This window comes from Paenibacillus sp. FSL L8-0340 (genome assembly GCF_038593145.1).
Taxonomy (GTDB): domain Bacteria; phylum Bacillota; class Bacilli; order Paenibacillales; family Paenibacillaceae; genus Paenibacillus_AQ.
The window spans coordinates 193,271-208,173 of sequence record NZ_CP151967.1; the positions used below are offsets into that span (position 1 = coordinate 193,271).

At 45.7% G+C, this 14,903-nt stretch carries 14 protein-coding genes and 2 pseudogenes; 11 read left to right on the forward strand and 5 right to left on the reverse strand.

Annotation, left to right across the window (positions count from 1 at the left end; all coding sequences use genetic code 11):
- Window positions 1-189 precede the first annotated feature (189 nt).
- From pflB to NST07_RS00975, 3 genes and pseudogenes are all read left to right on the forward strand, one after another.
- Window positions 190-2,418, forward strand: coding sequence for a formate C-acetyltransferase (gene pflB, locus NST07_RS00965; protein ID WP_342480919.1), 2,229 nt, complete (start codon window positions 190-192; stop codon window positions 2,416-2,418).
- 13 nt (window positions 2,419-2,431) lie between these two features.
- A pseudogene (locus NST07_RS00970) lies at window positions 2,432-2,979 on the forward strand (4Fe-4S cluster-binding domain-containing protein).
- A gap of 288 nt (window positions 2,980-3,267) precedes the next feature.
- Complete coding sequence (locus tag NST07_RS00975) at window positions 3,268-4,215, forward strand: hypothetical protein (RefSeq protein WP_341377015.1); 948 nt, start codon at window positions 3,268-3,270, stop codon at window positions 4,213-4,215.
- Window positions 4,216-4,444: 229 nt separating this feature from the next.
- Here NST07_RS00975 and NST07_RS00980 read toward each other — a convergent pair whose 3' ends face one another.
- On the reverse strand, window positions 4,445-4,615 hold the full coding sequence (locus NST07_RS00980) for a hypothetical protein (RefSeq protein WP_341089158.1): 171 nt from the start codon (window positions 4,613-4,615) through the stop codon (window positions 4,445-4,447).
- 107 nt (window positions 4,616-4,722) lie between these two features.
- Here NST07_RS00980 and NST07_RS00985 point away from each other — a divergent pair, with 107 nt between their 5' ends.
- From NST07_RS00985 to NST07_RS00995, 3 genes are read left to right on the forward strand one after another with little or no spacing between them, the layout of a single operon-like run.
- Window positions 4,723-5,442, forward strand: coding sequence for an ABC transporter ATP-binding protein (locus NST07_RS00985; protein ID WP_341089159.1), 720 nt, complete (start codon window positions 4,723-4,725; stop codon window positions 5,440-5,442).
- Complete coding sequence (locus NST07_RS00990; protein ID WP_341089160.1) at window positions 5,439-6,173, forward strand: ABC transporter permease; 735 nt, start codon at window positions 5,439-5,441, stop codon at window positions 6,171-6,173. The genes NST07_RS00985 and NST07_RS00990 overlap by 4 nt, the downstream gene beginning before the upstream one ends.
- A 9-nt stretch (window positions 6,174-6,182) precedes the next feature.
- Window positions 6,183-6,926 carry a MerR family transcriptional regulator gene (locus NST07_RS00995; RefSeq protein WP_341089161.1) on the forward strand — a complete coding sequence of 248 codons (744 nt, stop codon included), beginning with the start codon at window positions 6,183-6,185 and terminating at the stop codon, window positions 6,924-6,926.
- Between the two features lie 3 nt (window positions 6,927-6,929).
- Here the strand turns inward: NST07_RS00995 and NST07_RS01000 are convergent.
- A pseudogene (locus NST07_RS01000) lies at window positions 6,930-7,160 on the reverse strand (erythromycin esterase family protein); the annotation flags it as partial.
- A 71-nt stretch (window positions 7,161-7,231) separates the two neighbouring features.
- Here NST07_RS01000 and NST07_RS01005 point away from each other — a divergent pair.
- The 3 genes from NST07_RS01005 to NST07_RS01015 all read left to right on the forward strand — a co-directional run bounded on the left by NST07_RS01005 (window position 7,232) and on the right by NST07_RS01015 (window position 8,528).
- Entirely contained in the window at window positions 7,232-7,468 is a 237-nt protein-coding gene (locus NST07_RS01005; protein WP_341089162.1) for a hypothetical protein, read from the forward strand.
- A 126-nt stretch (window positions 7,469-7,594) separates the two neighbouring features.
- On the forward strand, window positions 7,595-7,813 hold the full coding sequence (locus tag NST07_RS01010) for a hypothetical protein (protein ID WP_342480920.1): 219 nt from the start codon (window positions 7,595-7,597) through the stop codon (window positions 7,811-7,813).
- 445 nt (window positions 7,814-8,258) lie between these two features.
- Entirely contained in the window at window positions 8,259-8,528 is a 270-nt protein-coding gene (locus NST07_RS01015; protein WP_038584714.1) for a DUF6809 family protein, read from the forward strand.
- Between the two features lie 78 nt (window positions 8,529-8,606).
- On the opposite strand, the gene NST07_RS01020 is transcribed toward NST07_RS01015, so the two are convergent.
- A complete protein-coding gene (locus tag NST07_RS01020) occupies window positions 8,607-9,401 on the reverse strand; it encodes an SDR family NAD(P)-dependent oxidoreductase (RefSeq protein ID WP_341089164.1) in 795 nt (264 codons plus the stop codon).
- A 143-nt stretch (window positions 9,402-9,544) separates the two neighbouring features.
- Window positions 9,545-10,561 (reverse strand): helix-turn-helix domain-containing protein, encoded by a 1,017-nt coding sequence (locus NST07_RS01025; RefSeq protein ID WP_342480921.1) that lies wholly within the window; start codon window positions 10,559-10,561, stop codon window positions 9,545-9,547.
- 206 nt (window positions 10,562-10,767) lie between these two features.
- Here NST07_RS01025 and NST07_RS01030 point away from each other — a divergent pair, with 206 nt between their 5' ends.
- On the forward strand, window positions 10,768-11,262 hold the full coding sequence (locus NST07_RS01030) for a MerR family transcriptional regulator (protein ID WP_341377017.1): 495 nt from the start codon (window positions 10,768-10,770) through the stop codon (window positions 11,260-11,262).
- A 28-nt stretch (window positions 11,263-11,290) separates the two neighbouring features.
- Window positions 11,291-12,262 (forward strand): aldo/keto reductase, encoded by a 972-nt coding sequence (locus NST07_RS01035; protein WP_342480922.1) that lies wholly within the window; start codon window positions 11,291-11,293, stop codon window positions 12,260-12,262.
- Window positions 12,263-12,377: 115 nt separating this feature from the next.
- Here the strand turns inward: NST07_RS01035 and NST07_RS01040 are convergent, their stop codons facing one another.
- The gene (locus NST07_RS01040) at window positions 12,378-14,759 is read right to left on the reverse strand and encodes a N,N'-diacetylchitobiose phosphorylase (protein ID WP_342480923.1); all 2,382 of its coding nucleotides are present in this window, start codon (window positions 14,757-14,759) and stop codon (window positions 12,378-12,380) included.
- Between the last annotated feature and the right edge of the window lie 144 nt (window positions 14,760-14,903).

Genomic DNA, 14,903 nt, shown 5'->3' on the forward strand with positions numbered 1-14,903 from the left:
ACAAACACAGTTTTACCTGCATTTCGTGTTATTATCCCCGTTTCCAGTCTCTACTGTTTAGGTCTTGTGTAAAAGTGGCGATATCCTCCATAGTATCCATTGATATACCTCCTTTATATTAGTCAAGGCGGATCATACTAAGCACAGCCCATAAACCCATGGCAAAGTAATAAAGGAGGAAATGTCACGATGCAGGCATGGGAAGACTTTAAATCAGGAAGCTGGCAGGAAGAGATTGATGTCCGCCAGTTTATTCAGCTCAACTACGAGCCTTATGAAGGAGATGCGTCTTTTCTGGCTGGTTCCACGGAAGCCACGCAACAGCTCTGGGAAGAGTTCATGGAGCTCGCGAAGCAAGAACGTGATCAAGGCGGAGTTCTGGATATGGATACTGAAGTGGTTTCCAGTATTATTTCCCATGGCCCCGGCTATTTGAATAAGGAGCTTGAGGTCATCGTGGGTATTCAAACGGAGAAGCCATTAAAGCGGGCCCTTCAGCCTTACGGCGGGATCCGAATGGCTAAGAATGCTTGTGAATCTTACGGTTATGAGCTGGATCCGGAAATCGAGCATATATTCTCCACTTACCGGAAAACTCATAATCAAGGCGTATTTGACGGCTATTCACCTGCCATGAGTCTAGCCAGAAAAGCCGGCATTATTACAGGGCTCCCGGATGCGTATGGCCGGGGACGGATTATCGGCGATTACCGGCGAGTTGCCTTATATGGCACGGATTTTCTAGCCAAAAGCAAAAGAGAGGAGCTCTCCTTCTTCGACGAACGCACGATGACTGAAGATGTAATTCGGGCACGCGAAGAAATCGCGGAGCAGCTGCGTGCCCTTACGGAACTGAAGCAGATGGCGGCCAGCTACGGATTCGATATTACCAAGCCGGCGGAGACCGCGCAGGAAGCTTTTCAATGGCTGTACTTCGGGTATCTTGCCGCGATCAAGGAGCAGAACGGGGCTGCAATGAGTCTTGGCCGCACCTCCACCTTTCTGGACATCTATATAGCGCGTGACCTGAAGGAGCAGAGGCTGACGGAGCAAGGGGCGCAGGAGCTCGTCGATCATTTTGTCATGAAGTTACGTATGGTAAAGTTCGCAAGGACACCGGAATATAACGCGCTGTTCAGCGGCGATCCGACATGGGTCACCGAGTCCCTCGGAGGCATCGGCCTGGATGGTCGTCCGTTAGTCACCAAGAATACTTACCGGTTCTTGCACACGCTTGAGACGCTTGGTCCATCGCCGGAGCCGAATTTGACCGTACTCTGGTCCCATCGGCTCCCTCAGAAGTTCAAGGAATATTGTGCACGCATGACGATTCAGACCAGCTCTCTTCAATATGAGAATGATGATTTAATGCGGACTTATTTTGGCGATGATTACGGGATTGCCTGCTGTGTGTCCGCAATGCGGATCGGCAAGCAGATGCAGTATTTCGGCGCTCGGGCGAATCTGGCAAAAGCTCTGCTGTATGCGATTAACGGCGGGATGGATGAGCAGATGAAGGTGCAGATAACCCCGCCATTGCGGCCGATTCTGTCGGACAAGCTGGACTTTGACGAAGTGATGCCCGCTTTCGACCATGTGATGGAATGGCTTGCGGAACTCTATATCAACACCTTGAATGTAATTCACTACATGCATGATAAATATTGTTATGAACGTATCGAGATGGCGCTTCATGATCAGGAAACGATGCGGACCATGGCAACCGGGATTGCGGGTCTTTCGGTCGTAACCGACTCGCTCAGTGCCATTAAATATGCAGATGTTCGGCCAGTCCGGGATGAGAACGGTCTTGCTGTCGACTATATAATTGAAGGAGAATATCCTGCTTACGGAAATAACGATAACCGCGCGGATGAGATTGCGGTAGATCTCGTCAAACGGTTCTACCGCAAGCTTAAGAAACAATCCACCTACAGACAGGCTAGGACCACGATGTCGGTGCTGACCATCACATCCAATGTGGTATATGGTAAGTTGACCGGGAACACCCCGGATGGGAGAAAAAAGGGCGAGCCATTCGCCCCGGGAGCGAACCCGATGCACGGCAGGGACCGAAAAGGTGCGATTGCTTCATTGGCCTCTGTAGCGAAACTTCCTTATGAGTACGCTTTGGATGGCATATCGAATACGTTCTCGATTATTCCTGGCGCTCTTGGGAAGAACGAAGAGGATAGGGTCCGTAATCTGACCGCGCTGCTTGACGGGTATACAGCGAAGGATGGCCATCATCTTAATATAAATGTGTTTGACACCAAAACCTTGCTTGATGCGATGGAGCATCCAGAGGAGTATCCGCAGCTCACGATACGAGTGTCAGGCTATGCGGTTAATTTCATCAAACTGACGAGAGAGCAGCAGCTTGATGTCATCAACAGAACCTTTCACGAAAAAATCTGACGGGGGACGCGCTATGGAGCAGCACGAAGGCCGCATTCATTCCATTGAAACATCCGGTATGGTAGATGGCCCGGGGATCCGGTTCGTTGTTTTTATGCAGGGATGCTTACTGCGCTGCCAATATTGCCACAACCCCGATACCTGGACGATTGGGAAAAGCCAACTGGTAACGGTTCAGGAATTAGTTGAGGAAATTCGCGGATATCTCCCCTTCCTGCAGTTTTCCGGGGGCGGAGTAACGGTTAGTGGCGGAGAGCCTCTATTGCAGGCTGATTTCACGATCATATTCTCGACTTTGCCCGTTTTCTCTCAGAAACTAATATCCCCGTCTGGATCAGACATGTCCTAGTTCCCGGACTGACTGATGATGAATCGGATCTTCGGAACCTGGCCGACTTTATTAAAACCTTGCGCAATGTAGAGCGGGTTGAGGTCCTGCCTTATCACGAAATGGGAAAGTACAAGTACGAACAGCTTGGTTTGAAATACCCTCTTGTCCATATCAAGCCACCCGATGAGGAGATCATTCGAATGGCGAGGGAGATATTAGGTGCACATTAGCACTGCTTCTCTGTCATCTTCGTATATTGGGCGGCGGATCTTACTGAATCCAGCCCCGGTTCTAAATGGAGTAAAGTAGAAGACACCTGAATGGGTGTCTTTTTTCATGTTTTCGGGAGTTATTCAAGGGTATGTGGTGGTTGCAGAGCCTTGGCAACGCGGGGTGCGGACTCATCATGAGTATACCCCGATTAATATCGCTCGACCGGCAAAATGCATTGACAGTGATTTTATGGTGTGGGAATATTGACTATATATCATTCCAATATATTGAAGGAGTTGTTAAGGTTGTCAGCTGATCTAAAACAACCTTTTATGGATAGCTTGATGAATGAATCACTAACGAATTTACAAGCCATTCCGAAAAGTGATTTGCATAACCACGCCGGACGTGGAGGGACGATTCAATATATTGGCGTATGGGCCAACGTTAGAATTCAACCGCCTTCAGAACCCTTTCAATCATTGCTTGGAATGCAAAGCTGGTTTGTTGAACATGTAAAATGCCATTGTCCCGGTATACAAGGCTATTTGAAACGTATCGAAGCTTCCTTTGTTCAGGCGGCTGAAGATCACATAGAGAGATTGATATTAAGCTTCGGAATAGACGAGATTGATACTTTGGGAGGAATGGAACTATTTTCGCAAATAATTGACGATCTTCATCGCGTTTTTGCTCCCAAAACACGGTTTCTACCGGAACTAGCCTTAGATCGGGCCTGCAATATCGATGAAATTTACGGACGGATCGATGAAATATTGGCTTTCCGGTGGTTCCGGTCTATAGATATCTGCGGTGATGAATTTGCTCAGCCTATTGCATACTTTAAGTCCATCTACAGAGCCGCAAAATCTGGGGGTCTAGTTTTAAAAGCTCATGTGGGGGAATTCGGAACTGCTGATGATGTAAGGGAGGCCGTTGAAGAGTTGGGGCTCCAAGAGGTTCATCATGGGATCGCGGCAGCCCGCTCACCTCAGATTATGAGGTGGTTGTCCGATCACAATATTCAATTGAATGTCTGTCCAACAAGCAATATTATGCTTAGTGTGGTGGAGAATTACGGCAGCCATCCAATTCGCAAGCTTTATAATTTTGGAATCCCGGTGACGATTAATACTGATGATTTGTTAATTTTTAATCAAAGCGTTTCTCAAGAGTATATGAATTTGTATAAATCCGGATTATTAACCGCGGAGGAGCTAAATGAAATCCGTCTGACAGGTCTTAAAGAATAACAACTAGTTAAGAGATTTTAACTACACTCGTAGAAGCGTTATCTTCGGACAGGGGCTCGGAATCCCGTCGGCTCCATATGGAGTATCAGAAAAGCAAAGCGACCTATAATGGTCGCTTTTTTGTGTTTTTTCTTATAATTTCGTCAGGGACAACAATGTGTTTGAATAAACTTAGCTAATACCTGGAGTTCATATTTATGGTTAACCGCGAAAGGGATGGTTCTGACCTTTAAATGCCAAGAAACATCTTTGCTTTCATAACCGATGAGTGCCCATCGCCAACATCATGAGCTGGATCGCCGGTGCCGGAAACACCAAAATCAATGATGCCAACGACTTTGTTGGATGCTTCTAGGATGTGGTACGGAGCTACCAGATAAGTTAAGAAAATCAATTTCACGATAGCTATCTTAGCAAGTTGATTGGTTTCAAACCCTCCAGTAAGACACCACCCTATAGATCATTTGTTATACTGACGTCCTAAGATTTATTTAGGGAGGTTAGAACATGGTATTGAAGGTTGGGAATTTAACCGTTACATACGGTCAGAAAAAGGCTGTCGATCACATTAGCTTTGAAGTAAAGTCGGGGCAAGCATTTGGATTACTAGGTGCGAACGGGGCGGGGAAATCTTCAACCATTGCTGCAGTGCTTGGTATTGAAAAGAGCACTTATGATGAGCTTGTTATCATTGGTAAGTCACCAATACGCGATCGAAAGGAGATATTTGAACAAGTTGGTGTGCAGTTTCAAGAAACCAATTTCCAAGATAAACTAACCGTTTCCGACGCATGTGAACAATGGCGATCACTCTATAAAACAACAGCTGACTTACCTGCTTTACTACAAACCTTTGGGTTGGCAGATAAGGAACAGCAACTAGTTAAATTACTTTCTGGTGGGGAGCGACAGCGACTGGCCGTACTCCTTGCCCTAATTCCAGAACCGAAACTTGTGTTTTTGGATGAACTGACAACAGGGCTTGATACAAAGGCACGTCGTATGCTGTGGAAGCAGCTCGCAACAATGAAGGAAAATGGTCTGGCGATTGTATTAACATCACATTACATGGATGAGGTTGAAGCGTTATGTGATGAGATATTAATTCTGCGGGAGAGTCAAACCGTTTTTCATGGGACCATTCAGGAAGCGTTAGTCGTTAGCGGGAAAACAACGCTCGAAGACGCATATTTATTTTTGGCCGGTGAGGAGGAATACTGGGGATGAGTACAATGTTTACGCTCTTAAAAATAGAAGGTAAGCTGGTATGGAAAGGCATTGATATTTTAATTTTCGGTATATGCTTTCCGGTCATTTTAGCGGCTTTGTTTGGTTACGTGCTTAGTAAAGATGCATCGGCAGGTTCATCTAATTTTGAATTATCTTACGCAGCCGTTACCACTATTGGTGTGCTTGCAACGGGCGTAATGGGGCTACCATTAACCATTGCTGATTATCGGCATCGGGGTATTCTGAAGCGGTTCCAAGTGACACCGGTATCACCTTTACAGATTTTATTCGCCCAAGGTATCATTCAGCTTTCCTCTGCCCTTGTTTCATTTATGGGTGTTACTCTCGTATATTATTTATTTTTTGATTATCAAATAGTAGGTTCCTGGTTTATATTTTTGAGCGTATATGCCTTTGTTATTTTAGCCATGTACAGTATTGGCACTTTAATTGGCAGTGTCGTACCTGATCAAAAAGCAGCTAATATGTGGAGTTCTATTGCGTACTTTACGATGTTATTGTTCTCAGGTGCGACCATTCCATATGAAGTGATGCCACGCTTCGTTCAATGGATAATGGATATATTACCCTTGTCACATGGGATTCATTTATTAAAGCTGGTAAGTACAGGTAGAGAAACCGAGGGGATGACAGTGCCGTTTTTGATTTTAGGCATTGTTACTGTGATCAGCTTGGTTGGGTCATTCAAATTTTTTAAGTGGAAGTAGGGTTGAGGGATGTACCAAACCAAAGAAATTGCAGCAATTGTCGGGGTACATCCCAACACTGTACGGATTTATGAAGAATGGGGATATATCTCTGCTGTTCCGAGAGGTGTGAATGGCTACCGCATTTATTCCGACTTGCATTTATTTCAACTAAAAATAGCTAGAATCGCTTTTCGTTGTGAAATTGTTCAAGGGCGCATTCGGGCAAAGGCTAGAGCCATAGTTGAAGCTAGCGGTAAAGCAGATTTTACTCAAGCACTAGAATATGCACAAGACTATTTGTCCCATCTAGAAAAAGAATATAACCGGGCGCTAGAAGCTATTGAACTTTCGGAGCAGTGGATATGTGGAATCAAATCTACATCTACTCAAACGTATACACGCAAAGAGACTGCCCGGGTTCTGGATCTCTCAACTGAAGTGATTCGAAATTGGGAACGCAATGGATTAATAACAGTCCATAGACTTTCCAATGGCTCCCGGGCATATACAGAAAATGAAATAAAACGATTGAAAATTATTCGGACCTTAAGGACGGCACATTATTCAATAAGTGCAATCCTTCGGTTGATGAATCAAGCAGAGAACATGAGGTGGACTAATCTTAATATTAAGAAAGTGCTCGACACACCAGAAGATCATGAAGACATTATTTCAGTGACAGATCGCTTAGTCTATTCATTGGAACAAGCCATTGAGTCTGCAAAGGAGCTTATATGGATACTAAGGGCAAAACTGAACGTAGAGATATGACATTGTAGTGGTGGAGCCAATTGCTACATATTGATTACCTACACGTTCTTTCAGAAACTCCCCGGCGACTTTAGGATACATCTTCTCAGTGATAACACCTTTAGCTATGTGAATATTGTGCCCCCAAACCATCGTTTTTCCGCCCAATTTTTCTTGAGCCCACACAGCGTGCTCGGCTAGATACTGATCATGCGGCTTCACCATGCTTGGATAGTCAGCCGGAATCACCATCGACAGTTAAAGGTAAATTATGGTATGTTCTTCGTGTAATTACTGTAGTAATGAGTTGAAGGGGGATAATTTTAATGGAGAAAAATGTGAAATTAGTTTATTGCATTTTGGGTGGTCTTGTACTTACTTTATTAAATCATCCACTACTTAGTTACGCAAAACTTGGTATGTTTAAAAGTGGTTATGGTGAAAATATATTTGGTGTGTTGTTAGTTTCAATTACTGACCTATTGTCATTAGTTGGATTTTTTTTATTGATTTTATTTTCTGCTATATTAATAATAAAAAACATGGATTTTAAGGATAACTAAATAGCATGAAGTCAGATTAGCTATAAATTAAGTGCAGCTACTTTTTCACTTGGAAAATACAATATAACAAGCCTTTTCACCTGGGAGAGAGGTACTGAAGATGAATGATCCGGGTTTGGAGAAGGCATGGATACCCTTCAATATTTGAGTCAGGATTCAGACGCCAGACGATTGTATGAGGCCAGACAGAAGTATTTGCATGATGAGGAAACTATGCTCGAAAGTGCACAAATGGCAGGTATAAAGAAGGTAGCAAAGAATATGCTGAACTTGAATCTGGACATAGCGACCATTATAAAAGCCACTGGATTAACGGAACAGGAAATTAATAGCTTGGGGAAGTAAATAATTAGGGAGCATCCAATTGAGCGGATGCTCCTTTCTTATTGAAGAAATTCTGTGGTGTAACTTTCGTTGCTTAATAACCTATCTAGGTGCGTGATTCTATCCTGCATCGTCCATGTGACAGGGATAGGAACTAACAAGTAGCGAGACAGGCTGTCAGTTCTCGACCCCTGGGGTCAGCAGAAGCTGATAATCAGGCTGACTTAACGTATAGCCGGTTTCGGGGTGATAATCGGATGATATCAAAACTGTGACTACACTCGTAAAAATCTATCTACCGTTCTCCTGGAACAGGGATTCGATTCCCCTTTCCGTATACAGTGAAGACACCTTAAATGTTTTTTTTCAATTCAACCTTACGCCTAGGCGTACCACATATATTCTGCAAATATGCTACGCTGGTTTATATCATTTTTAAATCCTGAATCTTATAGAGGAGGCCCCCATGCCAAGCATTCTCGAATCCCTATACCACGGTAGTTTGTTCCCTAACGAGCACGTTATTCCCAAAGATTCTAATTATCGCCCGTTAAACAAACAAATCATCGAGTCTATAGAAACTTGGAAAAGCAAGCTGTCCGAAGGAGATTTTGAGGAGCTGGAGTCTTTATTGGAGTTGTATTCGCAAGTGCAGGGGATGGATATGACGGCTGCGTTTGTGTGCGGACTCAAGACCGGAGCGGCGATGATGATTGAAATTCTAGTCGATGATTAAGAATGGCGAAAGCCCTGTTCTTTAGGGATTTCCGCACCAATCAGATCGATCAGCTGCCCGTTGTAACACAGTGATCCTTTAATAAATCGTTGGCACCATTCCTCCGTCCATACGGATTGGAGAACCTTTAAATGCTGAAGCATAAGGGCTGCATATAAAGGCTGCTAGTCTTCCGATTTCGGCCGGTCTGATAAATCGTTGAATCTCAGACTGAGGCAGGTTTGCGGCCATAAATTTTTTCTCTTTTTCGGGAAACGTTATATTGTCCTCGGCGTAGACTCCCTCAATGATCTGATGCACATTTTCAGAAAGTGTTGGTCCAGGCATTATCGTATTGACGGTCACTTCCGTTCCTATGGTTAATTTTGATAAGCTTTTTGAAAGTGAGAGCAGCATTGATTTGGTCATGCAGTATTGCGGCATTTGACCTGAAGGCATTACGGCTTCTTCGCTCGCGATAAAAATCATGCGTCCATAATTGTTTTCCAGCATTTTAGGCAGATAAAATTTACATAATCCGTTTGCAGCAAGCACATTCGTACGGAAGTATTTATCCCATATTTCATCGGTTACGTCATCGTAACTCATGATTTCATATATGCCCATATTGTTAACCAAAATGTCGACATGAGGATATTTTTCAAACAAGGCTTCTCTCTGCGTAACATCCACAATATCTGCAGTGGCATTTTGAGGAGAAGTAGCCGGAAATTTCGAACGAATTTGGTTTACCGTTTGTTCTACCTCTTCGTAGTTTCTTCCATTAATCAGTACATTCACGCCTTCTTTGGCCAGTTCAATAGCAATGGCTTTACCGATACCCTTCGTTGAACCTGTAACTAAAGCTGTTTTATTGTGTAATCCCATATCCATGATACATTTCCCCTAAATGAAGTTATATAGAACCTCAAGAATAATCTTGCGTTCCGATAGGGATTATAATACCTTGTTTGGGCGGCTCAGTAACTAGCTCACAGCGCCAATCTTCTTGCATCACGCGCCAATTTATTTAAATTTTACTTATTGTGAGAGCCTGCATTCTCCGAACGCCAATGAGAGGGCGTTTCGCCTTCCCATATACGGAATGCGCGGTAAAACGAATTCTGGTTCTCGTATCCCACTAGGCAAGCTACTTCTTTAATATCCAGTGACGGGTCAGCCAAATATGTCCTTGCCTGCTCATGCCTGGCCTGCGTTAACAGATGCTTGAAGCTCGTGGCTTCTTCAGTTAGCCGGCGCTGCAGCGTCCGATCGCTCATATTAAGCTCCTTTGCGACAGACTGTATGTCAAGAAGCCCTCCCATAAGGCTCCGCTTGATGATCCATTTTACTGTCTCAGTAATAGAAGTAGTGTTTTGCTTTTCATTCAGCGTCCGGTCTAAGACAGGTGTCAAAATTTCCAGCAGTTCTTCGTTATACGTTGCAAAAGGAATGTCCAAGTCTTGGCGCCGCAGTGTGAGCCGGTTCCCGCTGGTACCGATTTGGATTGGACAGCCGAAATAAGCCTCCAGCGTGTGCACATCGCCCATGGGACGTGAAAATTCTACCCTTCGTGCATTCAACGCTTTGCCTGTTCCCCGGCGCCCAAGTTCCAGAAGATACGCCAGTGTGATCCCGACCAATACCTCCGGACCGGACTCTTCCGTATGCTGCCACTCCAGCTCGATGGTGCATTCCTCACCCTCCTCCATGATAAGCAGCTTTTCAGGGGGACACATTTGTTTATACCTGGCCATGCGGCAAAGAGCATCCCGATAATCACGGGCGTGGTAAGTGGCCAAGACGTCAGGCGGGAATTGTGCCGTTTCAAAGACAGATACAAGTCCAATGATCGCTTTGGCAATATCCCCTATGAGATCCGAAAAAGCCTGCCAGATCGCAAAATACTCTGCGGCAGTGACTTTAGGTTCAGTAATTACGGTAAGCGGCAGCCCGGCTCGCCGAGCTACATCCCTTGGAGCAACCCCTAGCTGCTGTAATCCGGACCAAAAGCCAGAAGGAAATTTAATATATTTCGTGGTATGTAACTTCATATACAGGTCTCCTTTGCTGATTACACGGATGTGCCGCTGAATAAAAAATAAAAACGCAATAGCCTTATGCTAACATATGAACACCAAGCATACTCTCTAGTCTGTTCAAAAGTCTACTCTGCCGATTCCTTGTGTATTGCTGTCATTATGTCCGGTCCATGGGATTAAAATTTTAATGGTTCTCTATAAATTGGGGGGTTGCCTTAATGTACACATTAACCCTTAAGCTGAAAAAGACCCGGTCTGTTACATCCAAATACGAGCATGAAAGGAGTGTCACCATCATGTCTTTTTCTATAAAAGAGGCTTCGGAGCGGCTAGGTTGCCCTGCACATAAAATTCGTTATTACGAGAAGGAGGGGCTGCTCCCTTATATTCAAAGAGATGAGCATGGAAACCGTCAGTTTGAGCAAGAACACCTGGATTGGATGAGACTGATGTCCTGCTTCCGGGCAACAGGAATGAAGATATCTACATTGAAGCATATGGTCCGCCTTGCTTTAGACGGCGATTCAACCATTCCGCAGAGAAAAGCGATTCTGAGCGAATATAAAGAGGATTTGCAGCGGCGTCAGTACGAGCTTGCTGAAGCACTTGAGGCAGTGGACAACAAGCTTGTCATCTACGAGGAGATAGAAAAAGGAAGACTTCCTTCTGAAAGTAAACTGCTGAGCCAAATGGATAGTGCCAGCAAACAATAATATTGAATAGATGGAGAGGTATCAAGTTATGAAGCAAAGAATACTAGGAAACAGCGATATAGTCGTTTCTATGATTGGACTGGGAATTATGGGCATGTCTCCTGGCATGTATGGAGAAACCAATGATGAGGAGTCCACCAAGACGATTCACCGCTCGCTAGAAATCGGAGTTAGTCTGCTTGATACCGCCGATGTGTACGGAAATGGGCACAACGAGGAGCTTCTTGGGAAAGCTATCAAAGGCCGCCGGGATCAGGCAATTATTGCAACCAAATTCGCATATACCCCTAACTATGAAAGTTTGAACGGTCAGCCCGCTTACGTAAAAAAGGCCGTAGAAGAAAGTCTCCGCCGGTTAGGCACAGACTATATTGATCTCTACTACCAGCACAGGGTAGACCCCAATATTCCCATCGAGGAAACCGTTGGCGCTATGACTGACTTGGTTAAAGAAGGCAAGGTACGCAGTCTCGGCCTGTCTGAAGCATCTGCTTCTACGCTTCGCCGTGCGCATGCAGTGCATCCCATTTCTGCATTGCAAAGTGAATATTCTCTATGGAGCCGGGACATTGAAGATGACGTTCTCCCCACTGCCAGAGAACTCGGCATTACGCATATCGCTTACAGTCCGTTAAGCAGAGGTTTTATATCCGGTGAAATTCGGAAATTCGAGGATTTGGATGCAAATGATCTGCGCAGATATATGCCCCGGTTCCAAGGCGATAATTTCCAGAGGAATATAGAAATTGTAGATAAAATCAAGGAAATCGCCATCGAGAAAAATTGCACGCCTTCACAACTGGCTATCGCATGGACGATCGCTAATCACGCACTGCCAATCCCGGGAACGAAACGAATCAAATATTTGGAGGAGAATGCAAACTCCGCAACTATTGAGCTGACTCCTAAGGATTTAGCGCGGATTGAAAATGTAAGCCCCAAAAACGAAGTCCATGGAGCCCGTTATATGAAAGAACTGATGTCGCAACTGAATGGCTAACAATCATCTCATATTTCACTAGGGACCAAAGAAAGCAACCTCTGTCCGAAGCGGATAGAGGTTGCTGCTGGTATATATGATGAGCTAAGCTGGCTGATCAAATGGAAGGAGGGCTTTACCCCATAATGACTAGCACGTTGTTTTCCGCCTTCATTTTGGCGATTGGGATCAGGTCCCCTTGAATTTCTTCACCGTTAATGACGATATGGGTAACCCCTTTTTGGACGCCGTTTTTGTTCTCCACCTGAATGTTCAGCTTCTTACCGCGGAATTCCCGCACCATGGAGAAGTCATTCCAGCTGGAAGGAACACATGGGTTGATGCGAAGGCCATCCATCTGCGGCTGAACTCCCATGATGCCCTCCACCAGAGAGACCATCACAGTCGAGGCGGTGCCGGTGAGCCAGTGGACATGGGCCCGGCCTTGATACGGGCTGTCTTTGGACTCGACGAACTGACCATGCACGTAAGGCTCCAGTTTGCGGATTTCGGCTTTGTCGTTCATGCTGGCCGGACTGCAATTCAGGAAATATTCGAACGCGCGTTCACCGTTGCCGATCATGGTCTCTGCTAAGATGAGCCATCCCTGCGGCTGGCTGAAGATACCGGCGTTTTCCTTGGTGGAGGCGTTGAAAAGCGCCATCAGGGCCACTGGCGGACCGTACTCCCGGAACGGCGGGTAGAATATCATAGTGCCGTAATCGGTACGCAGATTGTCGTACACTTTGTCCATCGCGAGCTTTGCCTGATCCGGGCGGGCGGCGCCGCTTAATACGGACCAGCTTTGCGGATTGAGCCAGATTTTTGCTTCATTATTCTCCCAGGAGCCGATTGTATAGTTGTCTTCGGTGAACCCGCGGACGAACTGATCGTTCTCCCAAGCATGCTTCTGAATGTTCCCGTCGAGCTCATCAAGCAGGCCCTGTGCCCACTTTATGTCGTCCGGCTTGTTCTTGTTGTGCGCGATTTCCATGAACACTTTGAAGGCCATGTACAGCTGGAAGGCGACGAATAGCGACTCACCTTTGGCTCCGAGACGCAGACAATCGTTCCAGTCCGCATGAAGCCCGACCGGCATGCCATGTGCACCCATACGATCCAGGCTAAATTGGAGGGCCTGGCGCAGATGCTCGTACACCGTGCCTTCGCCTTTATCCGAATAAGGTATCAATTCATCTGTAAAGTCCCAGTTGCCACTTTCATTCAAGTATTTAATGACGGTTGGGAACATCCACAAGGCGTCATCGGCGCGATAGTGGGGATGACCGGTTTCCCGTACGTATTCCGGGTCGTCTGGTGTGCCTTCATGACCAGGGTTATGATCAAACTTCACCAGTGGAAGTCCACCGCCGTTGGATACCTGGGCTGAAATCATCAGTCTCAGACGCTCTAGGGCCATCTCATGATCCAGATGAATGATACCTTGAATATCCTGTACGGTATCCCGATAGCCGAGTCCGTTACGGAGACCGGAGTATTGGAAGGAGGCTGCACGAGACCAGATGAAAGTGATGAAGCATTGATATGCGTTCCAGGTATTGATCATGTTGTTCAGATTATCGCTTGGTGTCTGGACTTGGAAGCGGTTAAGCTTGCTGTGCCAGAATGCCTTCAGTTCTTCGAGTTCCTTGTCCACGACAGACAAATCTTTGTAGTGGCTAAGAATTTCGGACGCGCCTTTCTCATCATATTGTCCCAGAAGGAATGCAATTTCTTTCTCTTCTCCCGGCTGCAGCTCCACGTTGATCTGCAGAGCACCGCAGGAGTTGGTGTTGTAGTTTAATGAATTGCTACATTGGCCGTTTGCAACGGAGGCCGGATTGCCGTAGCTGCGGTAATCGCCGAGGAACGTATCCCGGTCGCCGTCGTAAGCGGTTACCTCTGCGCCTGCAGCACCGAAGAATCTCCAGCTCTGATCCTCGGGAACGTTTTCATTGATGGATTGAAGGATCATATTGTTTTTGTAGTAGGTCCGGGAGATGAACAGCGTGTACTGAAGGTTGACGGTATCCTGCTCGTAATTGTTATTGTTGGTTAATTCAACAAATCCGAAGAGAGCCAGCTTCCGCGCTTTGGAGTCATTATTGCGGACCTTCATGCGCCATACCTCGTAGGTTTTGTTCAGCGGTACATAATACAATGATTCTGTATGGATATTGTCGTAATCCGAGACGATGTTCGTGTATCCGGTTCCATGATGGCATACCGACTTGTACTGATCCAGATCTTTACCCACGGGCTGCCAAGAACCGGACCAATAATCCCCGTTTTCCAAATCTCTCACGTAAATGTAGCGTCCAGGCTCGTCCTTTGAATTAAAATGGTAGCGGACATGCCGCCCGTTGGCTCCAGATTTTACAAAACTGTAGCCCCCTGCGTTTCCTGAGATAATGGCGCCATATTCCGGCGAGCCCAGGTAGTTCGCCCAAGGGGCAGGCGTATTCGGTTTCGTAATGAGATACTCTTTGTTTTTTTCGTCAAAGTGACCGTATTGCATAACCATTCCTCCTATAAAGTGGATGATGGGCAGGGCAATAAACGCGCGTTCACAAACGGGTGAAGTTTCCCGGCCCCATTTCATTATAAGATAGTTTTAATCAACCTATAACCCCATATTTGTGAAAAATCAACAAAGAATATC

Excerpts from the sequence above, each read along its gene's own strand:
- NST07_RS01010 (WP_342480920.1), top strand. The coding sequence starts at position 7,595 with ATGGATACCCTTCAATATTTGAGTCAGGATTCAGACGCCAGACGATTG.
- NST07_RS00995 (WP_341089161.1), top strand. The coding sequence starts at position 6,183 with ATGTACCAAACCAAAGAAATTGCAGCAATTGTCGGGGTACATCCCAAC.
- NST07_RS01005 (WP_341089162.1), top strand. The coding sequence starts at position 7,232 with ATGGAGAAAAATGTGAAATTAGTTTATTGCATTTTGGGTGGTCTTGTA.
- NST07_RS01025 (WP_342480921.1), bottom strand. The coding sequence starts at position 10,561 with ATGAAGTTACATACCACGAAATATATTAAATTTCCTTCTGGCTTTTGG.
- NST07_RS01040 (WP_342480923.1), bottom strand. The coding sequence starts at position 14,759 with ATGCAATACGGTCACTTTGACGAAAAAAACAAAGAGTATCTCATTACG.
- NST07_RS01035 (WP_342480922.1), top strand. The coding sequence starts at position 11,291 with ATGAAGCAAAGAATACTAGGAAACAGCGATATAGTCGTTTCTATGATT.
- NST07_RS01030 (WP_341377017.1), top strand. The coding sequence starts at position 10,768 with ATGTACACATTAACCCTTAAGCTGAAAAAGACCCGGTCTGTTACATCC.
- NST07_RS00990 (WP_341089160.1), top strand. The coding sequence starts at position 5,439 with ATGAGTACAATGTTTACGCTCTTAAAAATAGAAGGTAAGCTGGTATGG.
- NST07_RS00985 (WP_341089159.1), top strand. The coding sequence starts at position 4,723 with ATGGTATTGAAGGTTGGGAATTTAACCGTTACATACGGTCAGAAAAAG.
- NST07_RS01020 (WP_341089164.1), bottom strand. The coding sequence starts at position 9,401 with ATGGATATGGGATTACACAATAAAACAGCTTTAGTTACAGGTTCAACG.
- NST07_RS01015 (WP_038584714.1), top strand. The coding sequence starts at position 8,259 with ATGCCAAGCATTCTCGAATCCCTATACCACGGTAGTTTGTTCCCTAAC.
- pflB (WP_342480919.1), top strand. The coding sequence starts at position 190 with ATGCAGGCATGGGAAGACTTTAAATCAGGAAGCTGGCAGGAAGAGATT.